A 23,310-nucleotide genomic window follows, 5' to 3' on the forward strand; every position below is an offset into this window, starting at 1 on the left:
TGGCCCGACGCTTTTTTTTACTCAGGCGAATTTACAGGCTTCGTCAAAGCCGAGGCGTGACAGGCGCGGATGCAGTTTGCTGGCGTCGCCATAGCCGAGGTTGATCAGCAGGTTAACCTGCCATTTGCTGTCGCTGAAGAAGGCCTCGTTCACTTTCGCGGGATCGAAACCGGACATCGGGCCAGCGTCCAGTCCCAGCGAACGCGCCGCCAGGATCAGATAACCCGCTTGCAGGCTGCTGTTACGAAATGCTGTCTCTTTTACCAGTTCCGGATTGCTGGTGAACCAGCTACGGGCATCGCCGTGTGGGAACAGCTTGGGCAGATTTTCATAAAACTCGGGATCAGAAGCGACAATCACCGTGACCGGTGCCTTCATCGTTTTGTCGAGGTTGCCGGAGGAGAGCGCAGGCTTCAACTTCTCTTTCCCTTCCTGGGAGGTGACAAACACAAAGCGGCCCGGTGAGCAGTTGGCAGAAGTCGGACCCAGCGCAGTCATCTGGTAGAGCTGCTTTAACAGATCTTCTGAAATGGGTTTTTCCTGCCAGTAGCTATGGGTGCGAGCCTCATTGAACAGCGCTTTCAGGGCGAGGCTGTCGAGCAGTGTACTCATGTTTCTCTCCTTTTCAGGCATCAAATTGAGCCTAATGTTTAGCATGAATAGAGCAATTACCTGGATCAGTCAGTGCACTTTTGGCCCAGGCAGAGATCGTTATACTGCAAAGGCAAAAAGTAACCAAATAACAAAGCTGCATTCAGGTTATTACTATGCTAATCGCGCTGAACGTAACGCAGACCCGCAACCCACTATTTCCCGATACAAAAACTGGAAAAAATCCGCCCCAGCAGATCGTCAGAGGTGAACTCGCCGGTGATCTCGCTCAACGCCTGCTGCGCCAGACGCAGTTCCTCGGCCAGCAGCTCGCCAGCCCAGGCACCCAGTAGCTGAGCTTTACCTTGTTGTAAGTGCGTCGCTGCCAGCTCCAGCGCCTGCAAATGGCGGCGGCGGGCAAGGAAGCCGCCTTCCACATTGCCGCTGAAGCCCATGGTTTGTTTCAGATGGTCGCGCAGGGTATCCACCCCTTCGCCGGAGCGGGCCGACAGGCGAATGAGTGAGTGACCATTTACATCTGACAGACCCGGGATTTCACCGGTCATGTCGGCTTTATTACGCACCACGGTGATTGGCAGTTCGGCAGGCAGACGTGAGACAAAATCAGGCCAGATGGCCGTGGCTTCTGTGGCGTCGGTGGTGGTGCTATCCACCATAAACAGCACGCGATCGGCCTGCTCAATCTCCTGCCAGGCGCGTTCAATGCCGATACGCTCCACTTCGTCGCTGGCATCGCGTAAACCGGCGGTATCGATGATATGCAGCGGCATCCCGTCGATATGAATATGTTCGCGCAGCACGTCGCGCGTGGTACCGGCGATATCGGTGACGATGGCGGCTTCGCGCCCGGCCAGTGCATTGAGCAGGCTGGATTTCCCGGCGTTCGGTCGTCCGGCAATCACCACCTTCATCCCTTCACGCAGCAGGCTGCCCTGACGCGCTTCGGCACGCACGCCATTCAGGTCGCCGATCACCGCATTGAGCTGCGCTTCGATTTTGCCATCGGAGAGGAAGTCGATCTCTTCATCCGGGAAGTCGATAGCCGCTTCCACGTAGATGCGCAGGTGAGTGAGTGCTTCCACAAGGGCGTTAATCCGGATGGAGAACGCGCCCTGCAATGAGTTCACCGCGGAGCGTGCCGCCTGTTCGGAACTGGCATCAATCAGGTCGGCAATGGCTTCGGCCTGCGCCAGATCGAGTTTGTCATTGAGGAATGCGCGTTCAGAAAACTCGCCCGGCTGAGCGATGCGCACACCCGGCAGCGCCACAATGCGTTTGAGTAGCAGGTCGAGAATCACCGGGCCGCCGTGGCCCTGTAGCTCCAGCACATCTTCTCCGGTGAAGGAGTTCGGACCGGGGAACCACAGCGCAATCCCCTGATCCAGCACGCTGCCATCGGCATCGGTAAACGGCAGGTAGTCGGCATAGCGTGGTTTCGGCAGTTTACCCAGCACGCTTAGCGCGATATCGGCGGCTTTAGCGCCGGAGATACGCAGAATGCCGACGCCGCCGCGGCCGGGGGGCGTCGCCTGGGCGACAATGGTATCGCTGTGGCTCATAACTCTCTCTCATTTCAAAAAAATAGGGCGGCATAAATGCCGCCCTTCAAGTATACGCCTTGCTCTATGGAGCTGGACGTTACGCTTTCTTCTTGTCGCGGCTATGCAAACCTCGTTTTTCCAGGCCGCGATAAATCAGCTGCTGCTGGAGAATGGTGACCAGGTTGCTGACGATGTAGTACAGCACCAGACCTGACGGGAACCACAGGAAGAACACGGTAAAGATTACCGGCATGTAGGTCATGATCTTCTGCTGCATCGGATCGGTCACGGTGGTCGGTGACATCTTCTGGATGAAGAACATGGTGATACCCATGATGACCGGCAGAATGTAGTACGGGTCCTGCGCGGACAGGTCATGGATCCACAGAATAAACGGTGCATGACGCAGTTCAATCGAGCCAGACAGCATGTAGTACAGCGCAAGGAAGATTGGCATCTGAATCACCAGCGGCAGACAGCCGCCCAGCGGGTTCACTTTCTCCGCCTTGTACAGCGCCATCATCTCCTGGCTCATCTTCTGCTTATCATCGCCCAGACGCTCACGCATGGCCTGAATCTTCGGCTGCAGCATACGCATCTTCGCCATGGAGGTGTACTGCGCTCTGGTCAGCGGGTACATGATGCCACGAACGATAAAGGTGATAACGATAATGGAGAAGCCCCAGTTACCGATAAAGCTGTGAATGAACTTCAGCAGTTTAAACAGCGGCTGAGAGATGAACCACAGCCAGCCGTAATCGACGGTCAGGTCCAGGTGTGGCGCGATTGCCGCCATTTTGTCCTGAATTTCCGGGCCAACCCACAGGGTCGCGCCGAGGTTCTGCTGCGCGCCAGGTGCGACGGTAACCGGAGAAGATTTATAGCCGATTGCCGCCACGCCGTTACCCAGGTTGCTGGTGTAGAGCGTGTTGTTGCCTTCGGTACGCGGCACCCATGCAGTGGCAAAATATTGCTGCAGCATCGCTACCCAGCCATTGCTGGTGGTGGTGTTCAGGTTCTCGTTATCAGCGATGGTATCGAATTTATATTTTTCGTATTTGGAATCGCTGGTCGAGTACGCTGCGCCACGGAAGGTGTGCAGAGCAAAGTTGTTGCTGCCGGTGTCACGGTGCTTCGGCACTTCGATGGTCTGTTTCAGCTGACCAAACATCGACACTTCCAGCGGCTGCTGGCTGGTGTTGTTGATGTTGTAGTCAACATTCACGGCGAACTCACCGCGTTTGAACACGAAGGTTTTGGTGTAGACCACACCGTTTTCGCCAGTCCAGGTGAGCGGAACGCGCAGCTCAGTCTGGCCTTCAGCCATCTCAAAGTGGTCCTGAGTGGTGGTGAAAAGCGGGCGGGCGCCGTTGTTCGGGTTATCCGGACCGTTACGGCCGGTTAAGCCGCTCTGCGCCTGATAGATGAACGCCGGTGTCGTTTCAAGCAGCTGGAACGGGGTATCCGAACCCAGTTTGTCCGGGTAAGTCAGCAGTTGGGCCTGCTCGATATCACCACCGCGGGTATTGATGTTCAATGACAGGACATCGGTCTTAACGGTGATCGTTTGGCCCTGTCCGCTGCCCGGAACGCCCGAAGAGGCGGCATCACCCGCAGTGCTGTTGGTGGTCTGCGTGGTCTGGGTTTGCTGTGGCTGCGGAGCGTGGTCCGTCTGCCAGGCTTGCCAGATCATAAAAGACACGAACAGAAAAGCGATGAGAAAGAGATTGCGTTGCGAATCCATCGTTAATGTTCTCTGGTATCAAAGGTTTTTGGCGGCACAGGATCGTCGCCACCCGGGTTCAACGGGTGGCATTTTAATACGCGTTTTATCGTCAACCAACTGCCTTTTATTACGCCAAAGCGACGCAAGGCCTCAATCCCATACTGCGAACAGGTGGGATGGAACCGGCAATGAGGTCCCAGCAGTGGGCTGATGGCGCGTTGATAGACGCGTATCAGGGCGATCAGGAGCCGCGAGCCAGGCGACAGTGACGACGCCATAATTTCTCCAACGCTTCCGCCAGCGCACGGTTATCCAGATCAGCAACCCCTTTTTTAGCGACGACCACAAAATCCATCGCGGGCAGTTCATGCTGGCGCAGACGAAAGCTTTCGCGGGTCAATCGCTTGATCCGGTTGCGTTCATGGGCGCGTTTCACATGTTTTTTGGCGACGGTGAGACCGATGCGGGGATGCCCCAGCGAATTAAGGCGGCCGAGGATGGTGATTTGCGGCGTGCCAGCCCTTTGTGGCTGCTGGAAGACGAAAGTGAAATGAGTGGGAGTTAACAAACGTAACTCCCTGGGAAATGCGAGCTTAACCACGAGGGTTAGCTTTTATTACTTAGAAACGGTCAGACGAGAACGGCCTTTAGCACGACGACGTGCCAGAACCTGACGACCATTTTTAGTTGCCATACGTGCACGGAAGCCGTGAGAACGGTTGCGCTTCAGTACGGACGGTTGAAAAGTGCGTTTCATGGCGATTTCTACCTAAACTTGAAAATTTTCACTGGGTGACGCGTTTCGGGCCAGTAAATCGACCTACGCCTCAATGTGTCTTTAATAAAGAGGCGGGATTGTAATAATTGTACAGTCCGGAGTCAATTTACTTCGCTGGTCGCGGTACCTGGTAACCCGGATACAGCCCGCTGTTTCCGGGCATTGGGCTGTACGCGACAACGCCGGGGTGGAGAATTATACGGGCTATATATGAAAGCGCAAGGATCGAGCAGGATCTTATTGCGATCGCCCGATGTTTTTTTGCACGGAAAACGAGAGGCTGCCAGAAAATTTGCAGCTTTCATCCTGATCCTCGCTCGCTTTTCCGCCAGAAGGCGTAAACTCTTTAGCGCGCTGGCACCCTGTGGATAAATTGGATCAAAACTGTGTAGAAAGGGAAGATCTCTGTGCCGCTTTGCGCTATGATCCGCCCTTCCTCTGACGATCCACGCTGCGATCGCCGGGAAGACCACCGCGGATAGCGGTCGCAGGCGCTTTCTGACCGCCTGTGTCAAAAAACGAACGTTTCTATTATTAGCGCCTGAAATTCTTATCGATTTTGTACGAGTGGAGTCCGCCGTGTCACTTACGCTTTGGCAACAGTGTCTTGCCCGTTTGCAGGATGAGCTTCCTGCCACCGAATTCAGCATGTGGATTCGTCCGCTGCAGGCTGAATTGAACGACAATACGCTGGCCTTGTATGCACCAAATCGGTTTGTACTCGACTGGGTTCGGGATAAATATCTCAACAGTATTAATGGGCTGCTGAATGAATTCTGCGGAGCGGATGTGCCGTTGCTGCGTTTTGAAGTGGGCACACGCCCGGTAGCGCAGGTCGCTACCAGCCAGCCCGCGATGGCCAGCGTCAGTGCGCCGGCCCCGACGCAAAGCCGTCCGGCCCCGGCGCAAACCCTGCGTCCAAGCTGGGATTCGGTGCCTGCGCCGGCCGATGTGACCTACCGTTCCAATGTGAATAACCGCCATAACTTTGACAACTTCGTCGAAGGTAAATCGAACCAGCTGGCGCGCGCGGCGGCACGTCAGGTGGCCGACAATCCGGGCGGCGCTTATAACCCGTTATTCCTTTATGGCGGCACCGGTCTCGGTAAAACCCACCTGTTACACGCGGTCGGCAACGGCATCATGGCGCGCAAGCCCAATGCCAAAGTGGTGTATATGCACTCCGAGCGTTTTGTGCAGGACATGGTTAAAGCGCTGCAAAATAACGCCATTGAAGAGTTCAAACGTTATTACCGTTCTGTCGATGCCCTGCTGATCGATGACATCCAGTTCTTTGCCAACAAAGAGCGCTCGCAGGAAGAGTTTTTCCACACCTTCAATGCGCTGCTGGAAGGCAATCAGCAGATCATCCTGACCTCGGATCGTTATCCAAAAGAGATCAACGGCGTGGAAGATCGTCTCAAGTCGCGTTTTGGCTGGGGACTGACGGTCGCGATCGAACCGCCAGAGCTGGAAACGCGTGTGGCGATCCTGATGAAGAAAGCCGATGAAAACGACATCCGTCTGCCGGGTGAAGTGGCGTTCTTTATTGCCAAGCGTCTGCGTTCTAACGTCCGTGAGCTGGAAGGCGCGCTGAATCGCGTGATTGCCAATGCCAACTTTACCGGTCGCGCCATTACCATCGACTTCGTTCGCGAAGCGCTGCGCGATCTGCTGGCGTTGCAGGAAAAGCTGGTCACCATCGATAATATTCAGAAGACGGTGGCGGAGTACTACAAAATTAAAGTGGCCGATCTGCTCTCCAAGCGCCGTTCGCGCTCGGTAGCACGTCCGCGCCAGATGGCGATGGCGATGGCGAAAGAGTTAACCAACCATAGCCTGCCGGAAATTGGTGATGCGTTTGGTGGCCGCGACCATACCACCGTGCTTCACGCCTGCCGTAAAATCGAGCAGCTGCGTGAAGAGAGCCACGACATCAAAGAAGATTTCTCTAACCTCATTCGAACTTTATCTTCCTGACGCTATGAAATTTATTGTTGAACGTGAGCAGTTGCTGAAACCGCTGCAACAGGTCAGCGGCCCGCTCGGTGGGCGCCCGACGCTACCGATCCTCGGAAATTTACTGCTGCAGGTTAATGAAGGCACCCTGCTGCTGACCGGCACCGATCTGGAAATGGAGATGGTGGCCCGCGTTGCGTTAACGCAGCCGCACGAACCTGGCGCGACCACCGTACCGGCGCGTAAATTCCTCGATATTTGCCGTGGCTTGCCGGAAGGCGCAGAGATTAACCTCACGCTGGAAGGCGACAGAATGCTGGTGCGCTCTGGCCGCAGCCGTTTCTCGCTCTCCACATTGCCGGCCAGTGACTTCCCGAATCTGGATGACTGGCAGAGCGAAGTTGAATTCACGTTGCCGCAGGCCACGCTGAAACGTCTGATTGAAGCCACGCAGTTTTCGATGGCGCATCAGGACGTGCGTTACTACCTCAACGGCATGTTGTTTGAAACCGAAGGTGAAGAACTGCGCACCGTCGCCACCGATGGCCACCGTCTGGCGGTCTGCTCCATGCCGATTGGTCAGGCGCTGCCGAATCATTCGGTGATCGTGCCGCGTAAAGGGGTGATTGAGCTGGTACGTCTGCTCGATGGGGGTGAAACGCCGTTGCAGGTTCAGATTGGCAGCAGCAACATCCGCGCGCATGTGGGCGATTTTATCTTCACCTCAAAACTGGTGGATGGCCGCTTCCCGGATTACCGTCGCGTGCTGCCGAAAAACCCGGACAAAGCGCTGGAAGCGGGCTGCGATCTGCTGAAGCAGGCGTTCGCGCGCGCGGCGATTCTGTCTAACGAGAAATTCCGCGGCGTTCGCATCTATATCACCGAAAATCAGCTGAAGATCACCGCTAATAACCCGGAACAGGAAGAAGCGGAAGAGATGCTGGATGTCAGCTACAACGGCAGCGAGCTGGAGATCGGTTTTAACGTCAGCTACGTGCTGGATGTGCTGAACGCGCTGAAGTGCGAAAACGTACGTCTGCTGCTGACCGACTCGGTATCGAGTGTGCAGATTGAAGATGTCGCCAGCCCGGCAGCGGCTTATGTTGTGATGCCAATGAGATTGTAGGGTCGGCATTTATGCCGACGCGGCTGATATCTGCACCCTCACGGGAGCCGTTATGGCTCCCCTACGTTGATCCCCGGAACACTTCATGGCTTTAACCCGCCTCCTGATTAAAGATTTTCGCAATATCGAACAGGCCGATCTGGCCTTAGCGCCGGGTTTTAACTTCCTTGTCGGTGCTAACGGCAGCGGCAAAACCAGCGTGCTGGAGGCGATTTACACCCTGGGGCATGGGCGCGCCTTCCGCAGCCTGCAAGCCGGGCGCGTTATTCGTCACGATCAGCAGGCTTTTGTGTTGCATGGCCGTATCGAAGGCAGCGAACGCGAGCTGGCGGTCGGCCTGACCAAAAATCGTGCCGGTGAAAGCAAGGTGCGCATTGATGGCAGCGATGGACACAAAGTCGCTGAGCTGGCCCAGCTGCTGCCGATGCAGCTGATTACCCCCGAGGGGTTTACTTTGCTCAATGGCGGTCCCAAATACCGCAGAGCCTACATCGACTGGGGCTGTTTTCATGCCGCGCCCGGTTTTTTCAACGCCTGGAGCAACCTGCGTCGCCTGCTGAAGCAGCGCAATGCCGCCTTGCGCCAGGTATCGCGTTACAGCCAGATTCGCCCGTGGGATCAGGAGCTGGTGCCGCTGGCGGAGCAAATCAGCGCCTGGCGCGCCGAATACAGTGAGGCGATAGCCAGCGAAATCACGGCGACCTGCGCCCAATTTTTACCAGAGTTTGAACTGGCGTTCTCCTTCCAGCGCGGCTGGGACAAGGAGAGCGACTATGGCGAACTGCTGGAACGCAATTTCGAGCGCGATCGTGCGCTCACCTACACCGCTAGCGGTCCACATAAGGCGGATTTCCGCATTCGCGCGGAAAATACGCCGGTGGAAGATTTACTCTCACGCGGCCAGTTAAAACTGCTGATGTGTGCGCTGCGCCTGGCGCAGGGGGAATACCTGACGCGCAGCAGTGGACGCCGTTGCCTGTACCTGATTGATGACTTTGCTTCGGAGCTGGATGACGTGCGTCGCCGCTTGCTGGCAGAGCGTTTAAAAGCCACTCAGGCTCAGGTATTTGTCAGTGCCATTGGTGTCGAGCATGTAATCGACATGAGTGACGAAAAGGGCAAGATGTTCCGCGTGGAACAGGGTAAAATAGTGGTTCAACCTGAAGATTAAATGAGCGAGAAACGTTGATGTCGAATTCTTATGACTCCTCAAGTATCAAAGTTCTGAAAGGGCTTGATGCGGTACGCAAACGCCCGGGTATGTATATCGGCGATACGGATGACGGCACCGGTCTGCATCACATGGTATTCGAGGTCGTGGATAACGCCATCGACGAAGCGCTCGCCGGTCACTGTAGTGACATCATGGTCACCATTCATGCCGATAACTCGGTATCGGTGCAGGACGATGGTCGTGGTATCCCCACGGGCATTCACCCGGAAGAGGGCGTGTCGGCGGCTGAAGTCATCATGACCGTACTGCACGCTGGCGGTAAGTTCGACGATAACTCGTATAAAGTTTCCGGTGGTCTGCACGGCGTAGGTGTTTCCGTGGTTAACGCCCTGTCGCAGAAACTGGAGCTGACCATTCGTCGCGAAGGCAAAGTGCATCAGCAAACCTACGTCCACGGTGTGCCGCAGGCTCCGCTGGCGGTAGTGGGCGATACCGATGCCACCGGTACGCGCGTTCGTTTCTGGCCGAGCCACGACACCTTCACCAACGTTGTCGAATTCGAGTACGAAATCCTCGCCAAACGCCTGCGTGAGCTGTCGTTCCTTAACTCCGGCGTGTCGATCCGCCTGGAAGACAAGCGCGATGACAAAAAAGATCATTACCACTACGAAGGTGGTATCAAGGCGTTTGTTGAGTACCTGAACCGCAACAAAAACCCGATTCACCCCAATGTGTTCTATTTCTCCACTGAGAAGGACGGCATTGGCGTGGAAGTGGCATTGCAGTGGAATGATGGTTTCCAGGAAAACATCTACTGCTTTACCAACAATATTCCACAGCGCGACGGCGGTACGCACCTGGCGGGCTTCCGCGCCGCGATGACGCGTACCCTGAACGCCTATATGGACAAAGAAGGCTACAGCAAGAAAGCCAAAGTCAGCGCCACAGGCGATGACGCGCGTGAAGGTCTGGTGGCCGTGGTCTCGGTAAAAGTGCCGGACCCGAAGTTCTCCTCACAGACCAAAGACAAGCTGGTGTCTTCGGAAGTGAAATCCGCGGTAGAGCAGCAGATGAACGAACTGCTGAGCGAATACCTGCTGGAAAACCCGTCTGATGCCAAAATCGTCGTCGGCAAAATTATCGATGCTGCGCGTGCGCGTGAAGCCGCACGTCGCGCCCGTGAAATGACCCGCCGTAAAGGCGCGCTGGATCTGGCTGGCCTGCCGGGCAAGCTGGCGGATTGTCAGGAGCGCGATCCGGCGCTGTCTGAAATCTACCTGGTGGAGGGTGACTCCGCAGGCGGTTCGGCCAAACAGGGCCGTAACCGTAAAAACCAGGCGATTCTGCCGCTGAAAGGCAAAATCCTGAACGTTGAGAAAGCGCGCTTCGACAAAATGCTCTCTTCACAGGAAGTGGCGACGCTGATCACCGCGCTGGGCTGCGGCATTGGCCGTGACGAATACAACCCGGACAAACTGCGTTATCACAGCATCATCATCATGACCGATGCGGACGTCGACGGCTCGCACATCCGTACGCTGCTGTTGACCTTCTTCTATCGTCAGATGCCGGAAATCGTTGAACGTGGCCACGTCTACATTGCGCAGCCGCCGCTGTACAAAGTGAAGAAAGGCAAGCAGGAGCAGTACATCAAAGACGACGAAGCGATGGATCAGTATCAAATCGCTATCGCGCTGGATGGCGCGACCCTGCACACCAACGCCAGTGCACCGGCGCTGGGCGGCGAACCGCTGGAAAGTCTGGTGGCGAACTTCAACAGCACCCAGCGCATGATCAAACGTATGGAGCGCCGCTATCCGGTCGCGCTGCTGCGTGGTCTGATCTACCATCCGACCCTGAGCGATCTCAGCGATGAAGCGGCGGTGAAAAGCTGGCTGGATGGGCTGGTGGCCTATCTGACCGAGCGTGAAGCGCACGGCAGCAGCTATCTGGCGCAGGTGCGTGAGAACCGTGAACAGAATCTGTTCGAACCGGTGCTGCGCGTGCGTACCCACGGTGTGGATACCGATTACCCGCTGGACAGCGAATTTATCGACGGTCCTGAGTACCGCAAAATCTGTGGTCTGGGCGAGCAGCTGCGTGGCCTGGTGGAAGAAGACGCCTTTATCGAACGTGGCGATCGCCGTCAGCCGGTGACCAGCTTCGAGCAGGCCATTGAGTGGCTGGTGAAAGAGTCGCGTCGTGGTTTGTCAGTTCAGCGCTACAAAGGTCTGGGCGAGATGAACCCGGAGCAGCTGTGGGAAACCACCATGGACCCGGACAGCCGCCGCATGTTGCGCGTCACCATCAAAGACGCTATCGCCGCCGACCAGCTGTTCACCACGCTGATGGGCGATGCGGTTGAACCGCGCCGCGCCTTCATCGAAGAGAACGCGCTGAAAGCCGCCAACATCGACATCTGATATGCCAAAACCCTTCCCGACCGGGAAGGGTTTTTTGTTTCTGCCTCCGTTGTTACCCGCCTGACATTTCCCTTTTTGCTTAAAAAACATCTGCGTTAGCTTTTGTTTGCTTCCGTTTTTTCCCGTGCGCTGCGATCCGCGTCACTTTCATCAGCGGCCTGCTCCCTTACGCTTTTGGCGAAGCGGAGGGGATGACGCATGTTTCTGGAAGAACGACGCAATCAAATTCTTAAATGGCTGGATGAACAGGACCGCGTGACGGTGAACGGGCTGGCGAGTCAGCTTGGCGTGACGCGTGAAACCATTCGAACCGATCTCGGCGCGCTGGCGCGTCAGGGACTGGTGCAACGCTGCTACGGCGGCGCGATTGCGCTACGTCGCAACCTACAGGAAAAGCTGATCAGCGAGAGCGGCGGCAATTTTGAAGTGTTGCTCGAACGGCTTCAGGCGCGGCGAACTGCGGCGAAAACCCCGATAAAAAGCGGGAAAGTGTGCATTCTTGGCGCTTTCAATGTGGATATTGTGGCGAAGGTGGCACGCTTTCCACGTGGTGGGGAATCGCTGCTGGCGCTGGGCAGCACCCTTGGGCCAGGCGGTAAAGGCGCGAATCAGGCGATGGCGGCCAGCTGCGCCGGTACGCGGGTGCATTTTGTGGCGAAAGTCGGCACCGATCAGTTCAGCCAGTTTGCCTTTGACCATCTGTCCGCCTCCGGCATCCATTCGTTCCGTCTGTATCAAACCGACAGCGAGCCGACCGGCAGCGCCATCATTTATGTCTCGCAGGAGAATGGCGAGAACATGATCGCCATCTATTCCGGCGCGAACAAAACCTTCACCGATGACGAGATTGCTGAACTCACCCATGAGTTATCGGACGCCAGCGTGTTGCTGCTGCAACTGGAAAACAATTTTGACGCCACCCGCAGCGCGATCCGTCTGGCGCACACCCTTGGGGTGCGGGTGATCATGAACCCGGCGCCGTTCTCTGCCGAGGTGTTGAGCTGCCTGACGATGATCGATGTGCTGACGCCCAACGAAACCGAAGCCTCAAGGTTATCCGGCATTGAAATTGTCGATATAGCCAGCGCGCGTGCAGCGGCGCAGGCCATCGTTCAGCTTGGCGCGCGGCGCGTCATCATCACCATGGGTTCACGCGGTGCGTTACTGCTGGATAACCACCAGTTTCACCATATTCCGGCTTTCCCGGCGCTGAGCGTCGATACCACTGGCGCGGGAGATGCTTTTAACGGCGCGCTCGCCGCCGCGCTGGCGCAGGGGCAAAGCCTGTTACAGGCCGCAACCTGGGCCGCCGCGTTTGCCGCGCTGGCAGTGGAACGCGAAGGCGCCAGCAATATGCCGGATCGTCAACAGGTTATGGCCCGACTTAATCAACGATAACAATCACAGCGGCGGAGCCGCTGGCAGGAGAGACTATGAAAAAAATCGAAGGCATTGTGCCGGTTATGCTCACGCCGTTTACGGCAGACAATCAGGTTGATTATCCGGGGCTGGAGCGGCTGATTAGCTGGTATCTGGCGGAAGGCGTTGATGCGTTATTTGCCGTATGCCAGTCGAGCGAGATGCAGTTCCTCAGCCTTGAGGAGCGCGTGGCGCTGGCAGCCTTTGTGGTGGAGAAAGTGCAGGGCCGCGTGCCGGTGATCGCCTCGGGCCATATCAGCGACGATCTGGCGCAGCAAACCGCAGAACTCCAGGCCATGGCCACTACCGGCATTGATGCGCTGGTGCTGGTGACCAATCACCTCGATCCGAAAAACGAAGGCAGCGAAACTTTCTACGCGCACCTTAATCATCTGCTCGCGGCCTTGCCAGCCGAGATGCCGCTGGGATTGTACGAGTGTCCGGCGCCGTACCGCCGTTTGCTGAGCGATGACGAGTTCAGCTTCTGCGCCAACAGCGGACGCTTTGTGGTGCTGAAAGACGTGAGTTGCGATCTGCCGACCGTCACCCGCCGCGTGCAGCTGGCCGAAGGCACGCCGCTGGCGATCATCAACGCCAATGCCGCCATCGCCTGGCCCGCCATGCAGGCCGGTTCCAAAGGCTTTAGCGGCGTCTTCACCAACTTCCATCCGGGCCTGTATCACTGGCTCTACCATCATGGCGCGCAGCAGCCGGAACAAGCGCACGAGCTGTCGCTGTTCCTGTCGCTGAGCGCGGTGACGGAAACGCTCGGCTACCCGAAAAACGCCAAAATCTACCATCAGCGTCTTGGCACCTTTGCCAGCGAGCACTGCCGTGTCAACAAAGACAATGTGCTGGAGAAATTCTGGGGATTGGGCGTTCTGCTCGACCAGATCCGTGATGGCAGCCAGATTTGGCAGCAACGCCTCGGCCAGTAAACCCTCTGGGGAGGGCGTTTGCCCTCCCGCTGTACCTGAAAAACCCACTAACGATAACGACAGGGAAAACACCATGATTATCTGTGATAGCCAGGATTGGGCGCGCGAGCGCCATGCCTTCCACCCCATTGTCGACCAGGCGCTGCGCTGGATAGCCGACACCGATTTCAGCCAGCTTGCGACCGGCAAATATGATCTGCTGCCGGATAACCAGATGTTCTGTCTGGTGCAGGAGATGGATACCGAACCGGCCAGCGCGCGCCGTGCCGAGTCGCACTTCAGCTATGTCGATATTCAGTACCTGCTGGCCGGGCGCGAGAATATTGGCGTAGCACGCGCGCATCCGCAGCACGTCATCACCGAAGATCTGCGCGCCGAACGCGACGTGGTGTTTTATCAGGACACCATTGATGAATCGGTTATCACCCTGACGCCGGGCATGTTCGCGCTGTTTTTCCCGCACGATGTACATCGCCCGTGTTGCGCTGCGCCCGAAGCGCAGCACATCCGTAAAGCAGTGATCAAAATCCACCTCAGCCTGTTTAACGCAGCGGAGGTGGCCAAATGAAAACCTCTGTGAATACGCTGTCCGGGGCAGCGGTGGCACAGCCCACGCTTGTCGGCAAATTACGCTGGGGCATCATCACCATTCTGCTGCTGGCGGCGGTGGTCAACTACCTCGACCGCGCCAACCTGAGCATTGCCAACACCACCATCGCCGCCGAGTTCGGCTTCTCGCAAACGGAGATGGGTCTGCTGCTGTCGGCGTTTCTCTGGCCTTACGCGCTGGCGAACCTGCCCGCAGGCTGGCTGGTGGATAAGTTTGGCCCGAAGAAAATGTTTTCGTGGGCGCTGGGATTATGGTCCGGTTTTACCGTGCTGGCGGCGTTTGTGAATAGCTACAGCTTCTTCTATGGCCTGCGCATGATGCTGGGCATTTCAGAGTCCCCGTTCTTTACCTCGGGCATTAAAATTACCCATCGCTGGTTCGGTGATAACGAACGCGGCCTGCCGACAGCGATCATCAATACCGGTTCGCAAATCGCCAACGCCATTGCGCCGCCGATTCTCACCGTGTTGCTGCTGACGTTTGGCTGGCGCGGCATGTTTTTCGCCATCGGTCTGATGGGAATTCCGCTGCTGCTGGCGTGGTGGAAGTTCTATCGCGATCCGGATGCCCGCGAAGATGCGCTGCTGCACGCCGGCCAGCGCAGCGTGGCTGATCCAAAAGAGAAAGCACAGGCGAGCTGGGGCGCGCTGTTCCGCCAGAAAACCACCTGGTTTATGGTGATCGGTAACTTCTCCATCATGTTTACCATCTGGGTGTATCTCACCTGGTTGCCGGGTTATCTGGAAAAATCGCTCGGCTTTAGCCTGAAAGCCACCGGCTGGATCGCCTCGATTCCGTTCCTCTGCGGTATTCTCGGCGTGCTGGTGGGCGGTATGCTGTCGGATCGGCTGGTACGCCGCGGCGTTCGCGCTATCACCGCGCGCAAAATCCCGATTGTCACCGGTGCCGCGCTGGCTGCCTGCTTTGTCGCGCCAATCCCGTTCGTGGATAGCACGCCGCTGGCGATTACGCTGCTGGCACTCGGCTACTTCTGCTCTCAGATGCCGCAGGGCGCGCTCTGGACGCTGGCGACGGACATTGCGCCGAAATCGCAGGTGGCGTCGTTGGGGGCGATCCAGAACTTTGGGGGTTTCCTTGGCGCGGCGATGGCACCGATCGTCACCGGCATCATCCTGGATGTGACCGGCAAGTTCACCAACGTGTTTTTGCTGGGGGCGGCGCTGCTGATGATTGGCGCGCTGAGCTACGGTCTGTTTGTGCGTAAGCCACTCCAGATGAATTGATACGGAAGGTGCCGTCTGGCGTCGATAAACTGGTCAATGTGAGCTGAATCGCGCTAGCATGGAAGCAGACCCCCCGATTTAACGAGGACGTTATGGCGATAAAACTGATTGCGATCGATATGGACGGCACCCTGCTCAACCCGCAACATCTGATCACCCCGGCAGTAAAATCGGCGATTGGGCGTGCGCGCGATAAAGGTGTTTCTATCTTGCTGGCGACCGGTCGTCCCTTTGTTGGCGTCGAGCGCTACCTGATGGAGCTGGATTTACAGCAGCCCGGCCAGTATTGCATCAGCAATAACGGCGCGCTGGTACAACGCGCCGACAGCGGCGATAGCGTGGCGGAAGTGACCTTAGGGTTTGGTGATTATCTCTACATCGAGCAGCTGGCGCGTGAACTTGGCGTGCATTTTCAGGCGTTCGACAAGTCGCATCTCTACACGCCGAACAAAGACATCAGTGAATACACCATCCATGAGGCCAGCCTGACCGGCATTCCGGTGCGCTATCGCGCGGTGGAAGAGATGGACCCGGCCACGCGCTTCCCGAAACTGATGATGATCGACAAACCCGATCTGCTGGATAAGGCGATTGCGGCGTTGCCAGACCGCGCGCGCGACAGCTACACCGTGCTGAAAAGTGCGCCTTACTACCTCGAAATCCTCGATCCCCGCGTCAACAAAGGTTACGGCGTCAAAATGCTGGCGGAAAAACTGGGGCTGCAACAGTCGGAAGTGATGGCGATTGGCGATCAGGAAAACGACGTGGCGATGATTGAGTACGCCGGAACGGGCGTGGCGATGGGCAATGCGATTGATTCGGTCAAAAACATCGCGCAGTTTGTCACCAAAACCAATATGGAAGACGGCGTCGCTTACGCCATCGAAGAGTTAGTGCTGTAATTCGCCTCCCTGGGTCAGCATAAATGCTGACCCTACAAAACCTCAACCCGGTACCCGCAGGGTCGCCATTTATGGCGACCAGGCAAAATCCCAATCCGGCATCCTGCGGATCGGTGATATAAAGCGCGCAGCATGATCGCGCGAGGCCCTCCGGACCACTGGCCCGGCAGGGCAGAATCGCGTAGTTTGTCTGGCAACAGTTGGATGTAAGGTTGCCATATGTCAGAAAAACAACTCACCTTTGCAGAACGTCATCATCAGCTCACCAATATCAATGTCTGGACCGCCGACAGCCAATGGCTGGCGTTTGATGTCCGGCCTTCCGGTGCCTCCTTTACCAGCCTGACCATCGAACGGGTCAATGTCGCCAGCGGTGCCGTCGAGGTGCTGTATCAGGCGCGCGCAGGCGCGCACGTCGGGGTGGTTACCGTCAGCCCGGATCTGCCGCCGCGTTATGTGTGCATCCACGGCCCGGAACATCCTGATGCGCACTGGCATTACGATTTTCACCATCGCCGTGGAGTGATTGTGCAGCAGGGGATCGCGGAAAACCTCGATGCCTGCGACATCACCGCCCCTTTTACGGCCGGGGCGCTGCGTGGTGGTTCCCATGTCCATGTGTTCAGCCCGGATGGTTCGCGCCTGAGCTTTACCTATAACGATCATGTGATGCATGAAAAAGATGCGCGCGATGATCTGCGCAACGTTGGCGTTGCCGTGCCGCTGCATCCGGTGTGTCCGCCGAAGCAGCATCCGCGGGAATACGATGGCAGCCATTATTGTGTGCTGGTAAGCCACACGCAGCGCGATCCGCAACCCGGTAGCGACCAGATCGATCGCGCGTACGAAGAGTGCTGGATCGGTCATCGCGGCTATCAGAAACCGGACGGCAGCTGGCAGCGCTGGGCCATCGCGTTTATTGGCGATACGCGTGCACCCGATGGCGGGAAGGTACCTGAAGTATTTGTGGTTGATTTGCCGGAGGCGTTAGCGGATTACGCCAGGCCGGGCGCCGGGCCATTGCAGGGCACTTCGGATCAGTTGCCGTCACCACCGGCCGGTGTGCAGCAGCGCCGCATTACCCATACCCACGGGCTGGCGCTGCAACCGCGCCACTGGCTGCGGGCATCGCCGGATGGCAGCGCGATTGCTTTTCTGCTGACGGATGACAACGGCGTAGTGCAGCTGTGGACGGTATCGCCCAATGGCGGCGCGGCGCGTCAGGTGACGCAACTGACCCGCAGCATCCAGTCGGCCTTTAGCTGGCATCCCTCCGGCGAGGCGCTGGCGTTTATCTGCGATAACAGCGTAATGCGTTGTGAGCTGGCGAGCGGGGCGTGTCGTCGCCTGACGCAGCGCAGTGACCAGCCGCCATCAGGTGATGCGGTGGTCTGGTCGCCGGACGGAGCGAAGGTCGCTTATATGCGAGATGTTAACGGCTGGCGTCAGCTGTTCTGCGTCAGTTCGACGGCGCAGGCATAGACGCTGCTGTCGCGAGGCTGGCATCAGTACCGGCCAGCTTCTCGCTTTGCCGCACGCGCTCACGGGGTGAGTCGATTGATTTGTCGTCGTCGTGGTGGAAGTAGTCCCACGGCAGCAGAAGGGTATCCATCACGGCGGAGAACGGCAGATCCACCAGCGCCAGCGGTTTTATCGCCCAGCTGGTCTGGTCATCGGTTAGCATCTCTGCGCTGGCGCGGGTGCCGGGATAATAACCCTGGCTGGCGCCAGTATGAGACATGACGCTGGAACAACCGGAGGCCGTACAGGCGCAGCAGACCAACAGGCCTGGCAGCGAAAAGCGTTTCATCATCTTCATCATCTTCATCCCTTCAGTCATGGCCTGGCCCTGGCTGGAGTCTGTCACCTGATGTCGCATCATTCTGTGTTGATGTCTTTCAGTCCAGGTGAATAATTTCCTGAGTGTATGCCATTTCATCAGAATTGCTGCAAAAAAACACGCATCGACCCTTGAAAGTGCCTTGGCCGCACCCACTTTTAATGGACGGTCACGTTGCTGTCGCCGACAGGGACATCGACGGGCCATACAACCTGTCCATAGTGGAAGGTTGCCAAAACTTGCTGAATTTCAGGAGTCCTATTATGCGTAATTTTGATCTCTCTCCGCTTTATCGTTCTGCGATTGGTTTCGACCGTCTGTTTAACCTGCTGGAATCCAATCAGAACCAGGCCAATGGTGGCTATCCTCCGTATAACGTCGAGCTGGTGGATGAAAACCACTACCGTATCACCATTGCCGTTGCGGGCTTTGCCCAGAGCGAGTTAGATATCACTTCTCACGACAACATGCTGGTTGTGCGCGGCGCGCATCCCGAGGAACAACAGGAACGTAAATACCTGTACCAGGGCATCGCCGAGCGTAACTTTGAGCGAAAATTCCAGCTGGCTGACCATATCGTGGTGCGCGACGCCCGCCTCGAAAATGGCCTGTTAAGCATCGATCTGGAACGCATCGTCCCGGAAGAGGCGAAACCGCGTCGGATTGAAATCCTCAAATAATTGAGAAGAAAAAAGCCGCAGAAATGCGGCTTTTTTTATTGGCCCGTCCGGCATCGACCTTCAGGATGGCCGCTGCGGCGTTCAGTTATTTACGTCCTCACCAGAAATCGCTGGCTCACCATGCCGCCAAACACATTCACCAGCAGGCCGAGAATAATCACCGACGCCCCCAGCATCTGCTGCGCTGACAGGGTTTCACCCAGCATCAGCGCCGCGCTAAGAATCCCCACCACGGGCACCAATAATGACAGCGGCGCCACGCGCCAGGTTTCGTACCGGCTCAGCAGATTGCCCCAGATGGCGTAGCCGACAATGGTGGCGATAAACGCAAGATAGATCAGCGCCAGCACGGTTTGCAGCGAGATGTGCAGCAGGCTGGTGACGATAACCGCTTCTCCGTCGAACCACCATGCGCAGGCGAAAAACGGCCCGATGGGCACCAGCGCGCTCCACACCACCAGCGACATCACCGGCACTTTGCGGTTACGCAGGATAATCTTGTTGGTGATATTGCCCAGTCCCCACGACAGCGCCGCCGCCAGCGTCAGCATCATGGTCGTGAGGGTGATGCCTGCGGTGGTTTGCCCCTCCATACCTGCGGTCGCCAGCATAAACATGCCAAGCGTCGCCACCAGAATGCCGGCGATATGGTTCCAGCGCAGCTTTTCCGCCAGCAGCAGCGCGCCGAGCAGCAGGGTGAAAAACGCCTGTGCCTGCAACACCAGCGAGGCCAGCCCGGCGGGCATACCGAGCTTAATGGCGAGGAACAGAAAGGCAAACTGACCAAAACTGATGGTCATGCCGTACACCACTAACCAGCGCAGTGGGATCGCCGGTCGTTTGACGAAAAAGATGGCCGGGAAGGCCACAAGGGTAAAACGCAATCCCGCCAGCAGAAACGGTGGCATGTCATGCAAGCCCAGCTTAATCACCACAAAATTAACGCCCCAGGCCACCACGACGCAGAGGGCTAATAGCATATCTTTGACTGACATAAACATTCCTTCTGCCGCGATCAGGCGGTCGCCGTCACCGGAGTGGCGATCTCTGCACAACAGTCATCGCCAACAACGCGAAAATAATCATTTATATCCAGCGCCACCGAGCGTTCCAGCTCGCCAGCATTGAACCACAGCGTGCCGACATCACGCAGGCGCGCATCCACGCGCAGCGCCAGTCGATCATCAAAACTAAAGGGCGGAACCGCGCCCATTACGCACTGCGTCAGCTCCTGCGCTTTTTCCGCGGCGGCGAAGCTCGACTTCTTGCCGCCGATGGCGCGCGCCGCGCTTTTGAAGTTGATTTTGCAATCCCCTGGCACAATCGCCAGCAGATAACGCGCATCCGCGCCCTCCGGCATGGTGACTTCCAGCACCATCGCTTTCGCCGCCTGATTCAACGCGTTGCCGCGAATCTCGCTAATCACATCGGTCTGACCGATCGCCTCATGCTCGACCACGCGGTAATTCGCCTGATGGTTGTCCAGCTGGGCGATCAGTTTTTCGTAGGTTGTCATCTCTTTCTCCTCGTCTGACGGGCCACGGGTTAACTCCAGGCTATCGCGTGCTTCATCTTTTTGTCGGTCAGACCAAAGAAGAAGCCCATGGTGATGCGCGTATCGCCTTCCACCCGATCAATTTCATGATAAAAAGCAGGATTAAACAGATAGATATCGCCACTGCGCGGGGCAAACTCGCAGATCTCGCACTGATCAATCACGCCACTCTGGTAACCCAGTTCGCCTGGCGTTTTGAAACGCTCGTCCACCGGCTGCCATTTCTTATTGAAGATGCGTAATTCGCCGCCTGCGTTGCACTCCTGCAAACACACCACGCAGCTGAGCTGATGCAAAATGTCGGTCACGGCGAGGCCGCTGCCCGCCGCATCGCGCACGATATTGTCGTTATGCAGCGGATTGGCTACGCCGTTGGCGTGGAAGCGCACAATCGACCCGGCGTAATCACCGTGCTGCGGTTCGCTGGCGGTTTGCAGGCTCTCCAGCCGCAGCGCGTGCTGCACCCAGTTGTAGACCTGCGTGCGCAGGCAATGCAGTGATGGCGGCAATGCGGGCTGAATATCCCGCAGCTCGGTGAAATAGTTTTCCGGCGCGGCAGTGTGCTTCGCCAGATACGGCCCCAGCGTGGTTAACGCGCCATTGGGGTAGTGCGACACCCGTACTTTCTCGCGGCATTGCTGCAAATCGTCCACCACGGCCTGGCGCACTTGCGGCGTCAGGAAATCGCGCAGGACCAGCAGCGGAACGCGGGCGGTAACGATGTCATCCAGCCAGGCGCTTTCCACAAACATTTTGGGGTTAATGATGCGTATCTGATTAAAAATGGCCATGGTGTTCACTCCGACAAAGGAATTTCATGAAGTTCATGGTTGCTCATGCGGCGCCATTCCGACGCCGTGCCCAATATTGAAATAGGTTCTGAAGCGATATAGGTGCTGTTGTTTTGCTGACAGTGGTGCAGGGTGAAGTAATCGGGATAAGGCGTGTCATCGGGATGCCACTGCCATGCCCAGGCTTTCTCGCGGGTAATAAAAATGGCGTTGGCCGAGCTGCCACCCGGTGCTACCTGTGCCATCTTGTCGCGCAGGTAATCGCGGGTGAAATCGGCGGGAGTCACCCGGTCAACGATATATTCGAGGTACTCGGCGGAATCAAAACGGGATTCCGCCATGCCGAGCTGTTGATACACCGTCGGCAAAAAGCCGTTGTGCATCATGTACCACTGCGTCTCGCCGCTGGTGCGCCAGAGCGGGTGGGAAAATTCGATACCCTGATTTTTGCTCAGCGTGGCGTGGCGGACATGCACCGCCAGAAAACGGCTGCGCAGACGATCAATATCGATACCGGGCAGCGCATCAGCAAAGGTGCCGGTGCCGTGCAGGGTGCGAATTCGGCCCTGCTCCAGCCATAACATGCCCCAGCCGTTCGGGTGCTGTTTGATCGGACCATCATGGGTGGCGGATTCACCGCAGCTCATGATGCGCGCGGCCTCGAGAACCGCGGCGGCATCAAACTGACCGTGCGCCAGAATCATTCTGCACATAGTAAATCCCCTCTGGCGGCAAAAGACGGAACCGCGAGAATCTGATGGAAGATCGCCAGAATCTCGTCGCGACTGTTACCCGCCAGCCGGAAGGTGGCGAGAATACCGGCATGGCGGGTTAAATCGGCATACAGCGAGGAGCGCGGCGAGACGTCGAGCGGCGGCAGATTGAGCGGCGGCAGCAGTTGTCCACGATGCTGCTGTGCAATCCAGTTTTCCGCCTGGCTATATTGCTGACGCTGGCGCAGGCGCAGCCGACCTACCGCCTGCTCCTGCTGGCGGAAATGCAGCTCCGGCAGGCCGTGGCCCGCCTCGATGTGAAACGCCACCTCGGCCCAGTTAATCCCGGTGACCTCCTCGACCAGATTCACTACCCCCATGCCGGAGAGACGGAAGCCCATTTCGAGGAAATGCGGCTCGCCGTTCACCAAAATGAAATCGATGTGGAATGCGCCCTGGCGGTAGCCAAAAGTCTCACAGCAGAAACTCATCAGGCTGGAAAAGGCGGCAGGCAGCTGCTGCGCCGCTACCGCCACATGGCCGGATTCGTAAAAGCTGATGCAACCGTCCTCATCGCTATGGTGCTCAATCACCTTCTGGCAGCAGGTCAGCGCCAGCGCGTGGCCGTTCTCCACCACGCCCTGGAGCGAATACTCGTCCCCGGCCAGCCAGCTTTCGACGATAAAACCGGAGAAGCTACGGCCGCCGTAATTCATGGTATCGACCAGCTTGTCCACCACGCTATCCAGCTGGCAGGCCTCCTCCACCAGCCAGATGCCGAGGCCGCCGCCGCCATCAACCGGCTTGATCACACAGGGATACAGCAACGCCTCACGCGCATCGCGGATGCTGAGCGGCGAGGCAAAGAAGCGGAACTCCGGCTGCGGAAAACGCGGCCAGGCTTTGCGCAGTGCCATGCGTTGCGCGTATTTATCCGGCGCGATAAAACAGGGGCCGGCATCCGGGCCAGCCAACAATTCGCGTACCCGGCAGGCCGCTAAGTTGTAGGCTTCAAAGCCTGCCAGCACCACCTGCGGATGTTCCAGTAGCCCGGCATGAAGGCACGCCTGCAACACATCCCAGGGATTTTCCGGGCGATCAAGCCGAACAATCAGGTCGAACGGCAGCGTCATGCTCAGCGACTGGTAATCAACAAAATCGCCCATCTCGGCCAGTACGGTAAAATAGCCGTCGCGTTTCGCCACCGCGCAGTACGGGTTTTGTCCGTCGCGGGTGGCGCCAATCTGCAGGAAAATTTTTCTCATCGCTTCGCCTTATC

Annotated in this window: 23 protein-coding genes; 11 read left to right on the top strand and 12 right to left on the bottom strand. The window is 57.4% G+C overall.

What is annotated here, in order from left to right:
* Positions 1-21: 21 nt before the first annotated feature.
* From AC6I8V_RS00120 to rpmH, 6 genes are all read right to left on the bottom strand, one after another.
* On the bottom strand, positions 22-612 hold the full coding sequence (locus tag AC6I8V_RS00120; RefSeq protein ID WP_497843941.1) for a malonic semialdehyde reductase: 591 nt from the start codon (positions 610-612) through the stop codon (positions 22-24).
* Positions 613-806: 194 nt separating this feature from the next.
* A complete protein-coding gene (gene mnmE / locus AC6I8V_RS00125) occupies positions 807-2,171 on the bottom strand; it encodes a tRNA uridine-5-carboxymethylaminomethyl(34) synthesis GTPase MnmE (protein WP_497843942.1) in 1,365 nt (454 codons plus the stop codon).
* Positions 2,172-2,250: 79 nt separating this feature from the next.
* Positions 2,251-3,897 carry a membrane protein insertase YidC gene (yidC, locus tag AC6I8V_RS00130; RefSeq protein WP_497843943.1) on the bottom strand — a complete coding sequence of 549 codons (1,647 nt, stop codon included), beginning with the start codon at positions 3,895-3,897 and terminating at the stop codon, positions 2,251-2,253.
* A gap of 2 nt (positions 3,898-3,899) precedes the next feature.
* Positions 3,900-4,157 carry a membrane protein insertion efficiency factor YidD gene (yidD, locus tag AC6I8V_RS00135; RefSeq protein WP_071668252.1) on the bottom strand — a complete coding sequence of 86 codons (258 nt, stop codon included), beginning with the start codon at positions 4,155-4,157 and terminating at the stop codon, positions 3,900-3,902.
* Positions 4,121-4,480, bottom strand: coding sequence for a ribonuclease P protein component (gene rnpA / locus AC6I8V_RS00140; RefSeq protein WP_036625704.1), 360 nt, complete (start codon positions 4,478-4,480; stop codon positions 4,121-4,123). Before rnpA ends, yidD begins: the two co-directional genes overlap by 37 nt.
* Positions 4,481-4,495: 15 nt before the next feature.
* Positions 4,496-4,636, bottom strand: coding sequence for a 50S ribosomal protein L34 (gene rpmH / locus AC6I8V_RS00145; protein WP_003849659.1), 141 nt, complete (start codon positions 4,634-4,636; stop codon positions 4,496-4,498).
* Between the two features lie 600 nt (positions 4,637-5,236).
* On the opposite strand from rpmH, the gene dnaA reads away from it, so the two are divergent.
* The 10 genes from dnaA (at position 5,237) to AC6I8V_RS00195 (ending at position 17,934) form a co-directional block, all read left to right on the top strand.
* Positions 5,237-6,637, top strand: a complete 1,401-nt coding sequence (gene dnaA, locus AC6I8V_RS00150; RefSeq protein ID WP_497843944.1) for a chromosomal replication initiator protein DnaA — start codon at positions 5,237-5,239, stop codon at positions 6,635-6,637.
* Between the two features lie 4 nt (positions 6,638-6,641).
* A complete protein-coding gene (gene dnaN, locus AC6I8V_RS00155; RefSeq protein WP_497843945.1) occupies positions 6,642-7,742 on the top strand; it encodes a DNA polymerase III subunit beta in 1,101 nt (366 codons plus the stop codon).
* An 85-nt stretch (positions 7,743-7,827) separates the two neighbouring features.
* Positions 7,828-8,913, top strand: coding sequence for a DNA replication/repair protein RecF (gene recF, locus AC6I8V_RS00160; protein WP_497843946.1), 1,086 nt, complete (start codon positions 7,828-7,830; stop codon positions 8,911-8,913).
* Positions 8,914-8,930: 17 nt separating this feature from the next.
* Entirely contained in the window at positions 8,931-11,339 is a 2,409-nt protein-coding gene (gene gyrB, locus AC6I8V_RS00165) for a DNA topoisomerase (ATP-hydrolyzing) subunit B (RefSeq protein WP_497843947.1), read from the top strand.
* A gap of 198 nt (positions 11,340-11,537) precedes the next feature.
* Positions 11,538-12,737 carry a ribokinase gene (locus AC6I8V_RS00170; RefSeq protein ID WP_497843948.1) on the top strand — a complete coding sequence of 400 codons (1,200 nt, stop codon included), beginning with the start codon at positions 11,538-11,540 and terminating at the stop codon, positions 12,735-12,737.
* 35 nt (positions 12,738-12,772) lie between these two features.
* Positions 12,773-13,696 carry a dihydrodipicolinate synthase family protein gene (locus AC6I8V_RS00175; protein ID WP_497843949.1) on the top strand — a complete coding sequence of 308 codons (924 nt, stop codon included), beginning with the start codon at positions 12,773-12,775 and terminating at the stop codon, positions 13,694-13,696.
* A 73-nt stretch (positions 13,697-13,769) separates the two neighbouring features.
* Positions 13,770-14,264 carry a NanQ anomerase/TabA/YiaL family protein gene (locus tag AC6I8V_RS00180; protein ID WP_497843950.1) on the top strand — a complete coding sequence of 165 codons (495 nt, stop codon included), beginning with the start codon at positions 13,770-13,772 and terminating at the stop codon, positions 14,262-14,264.
* Positions 14,261-15,550, top strand: coding sequence for an MFS transporter (locus tag AC6I8V_RS00185; RefSeq protein WP_497843951.1), 1,290 nt, complete (start codon positions 14,261-14,263; stop codon positions 15,548-15,550). Before AC6I8V_RS00180 ends, AC6I8V_RS00185 begins: the two co-directional genes overlap by 4 nt.
* 92 nt (positions 15,551-15,642) lie before the next feature.
* Positions 15,643-16,452, top strand: a complete 810-nt coding sequence (gene yidA, locus AC6I8V_RS00190; RefSeq protein ID WP_497843952.1) for a sugar-phosphatase — start codon at positions 15,643-15,645, stop codon at positions 16,450-16,452.
* Positions 16,453-16,671: 219 nt separating this feature from the next.
* Positions 16,672-17,934, top strand: a complete 1,263-nt coding sequence (locus tag AC6I8V_RS00195; protein ID WP_497843953.1) for a YidR family protein — start codon at positions 16,672-16,674, stop codon at positions 17,932-17,934.
* Here AC6I8V_RS00195 and AC6I8V_RS00200 read toward each other — a convergent pair.
* Positions 17,912-18,271 (bottom strand): YceK/YidQ family lipoprotein, encoded by a 360-nt coding sequence (locus tag AC6I8V_RS00200; protein ID WP_497845895.1) that lies wholly within the window; start codon positions 18,269-18,271, stop codon positions 17,912-17,914. The two genes, AC6I8V_RS00195 and AC6I8V_RS00200, sit on opposite strands and share 23 nt — an antisense overlap.
* 284 nt (positions 18,272-18,555) lie before the next feature.
* Here AC6I8V_RS00200 and ibpA point away from each other — a divergent pair, with 284 nt between their 5' ends.
* The gene (ibpA, locus tag AC6I8V_RS00205) at positions 18,556-18,972 is read left to right on the top strand and encodes a small heat shock chaperone IbpA (RefSeq protein ID WP_013507211.1); all 417 of its coding nucleotides are present in this window, start codon (positions 18,556-18,558) and stop codon (positions 18,970-18,972) included.
* An 89-nt stretch (positions 18,973-19,061) separates the two neighbouring features.
* On the opposite strand, the gene AC6I8V_RS00210 is transcribed toward ibpA, so the two are convergent.
* From AC6I8V_RS00210 to AC6I8V_RS00230, 5 genes are read right to left on the bottom strand one after another with little or no spacing between them, the layout of a single operon-like run.
* Positions 19,062-19,967 (bottom strand): EamA family transporter, encoded by a 906-nt coding sequence (locus AC6I8V_RS00210; RefSeq protein WP_497843954.1) that lies wholly within the window; start codon positions 19,965-19,967, stop codon positions 19,062-19,064.
* A 20-nt stretch (positions 19,968-19,987) separates the two neighbouring features.
* Positions 19,988-20,488 carry a YbaK/EbsC family protein gene (locus AC6I8V_RS00215; RefSeq protein WP_497843955.1) on the bottom strand — a complete coding sequence of 167 codons (501 nt, stop codon included), beginning with the start codon at positions 20,486-20,488 and terminating at the stop codon, positions 19,988-19,990.
* 29 nt (positions 20,489-20,517) lie between these two features.
* Entirely contained in the window at positions 20,518-21,318 is an 801-nt protein-coding gene (locus AC6I8V_RS00220; protein ID WP_497843956.1) for a 2OG-Fe(II)-dependent halogenase WelO5 family protein, read from the bottom strand.
* A gap of 5 nt (positions 21,319-21,323) precedes the next feature.
* Positions 21,324-22,031 (bottom strand): class II glutamine amidotransferase, encoded by a 708-nt coding sequence (locus AC6I8V_RS00225; protein ID WP_497843957.1) that lies wholly within the window; start codon positions 22,029-22,031, stop codon positions 21,324-21,326.
* Positions 22,019-23,296 carry an ATP-grasp domain-containing protein gene (locus tag AC6I8V_RS00230; protein ID WP_497843958.1) on the bottom strand — a complete coding sequence of 426 codons (1,278 nt, stop codon included), beginning with the start codon at positions 23,294-23,296 and terminating at the stop codon, positions 22,019-22,021. Before AC6I8V_RS00230 ends, AC6I8V_RS00225 begins: the two co-directional genes overlap by 13 nt.
* Positions 23,297-23,310 lie beyond the last annotated feature (14 nt).

The organism is Pantoea sp. X-Soil-TKNS-1207, from assembly GCF_059730485.1.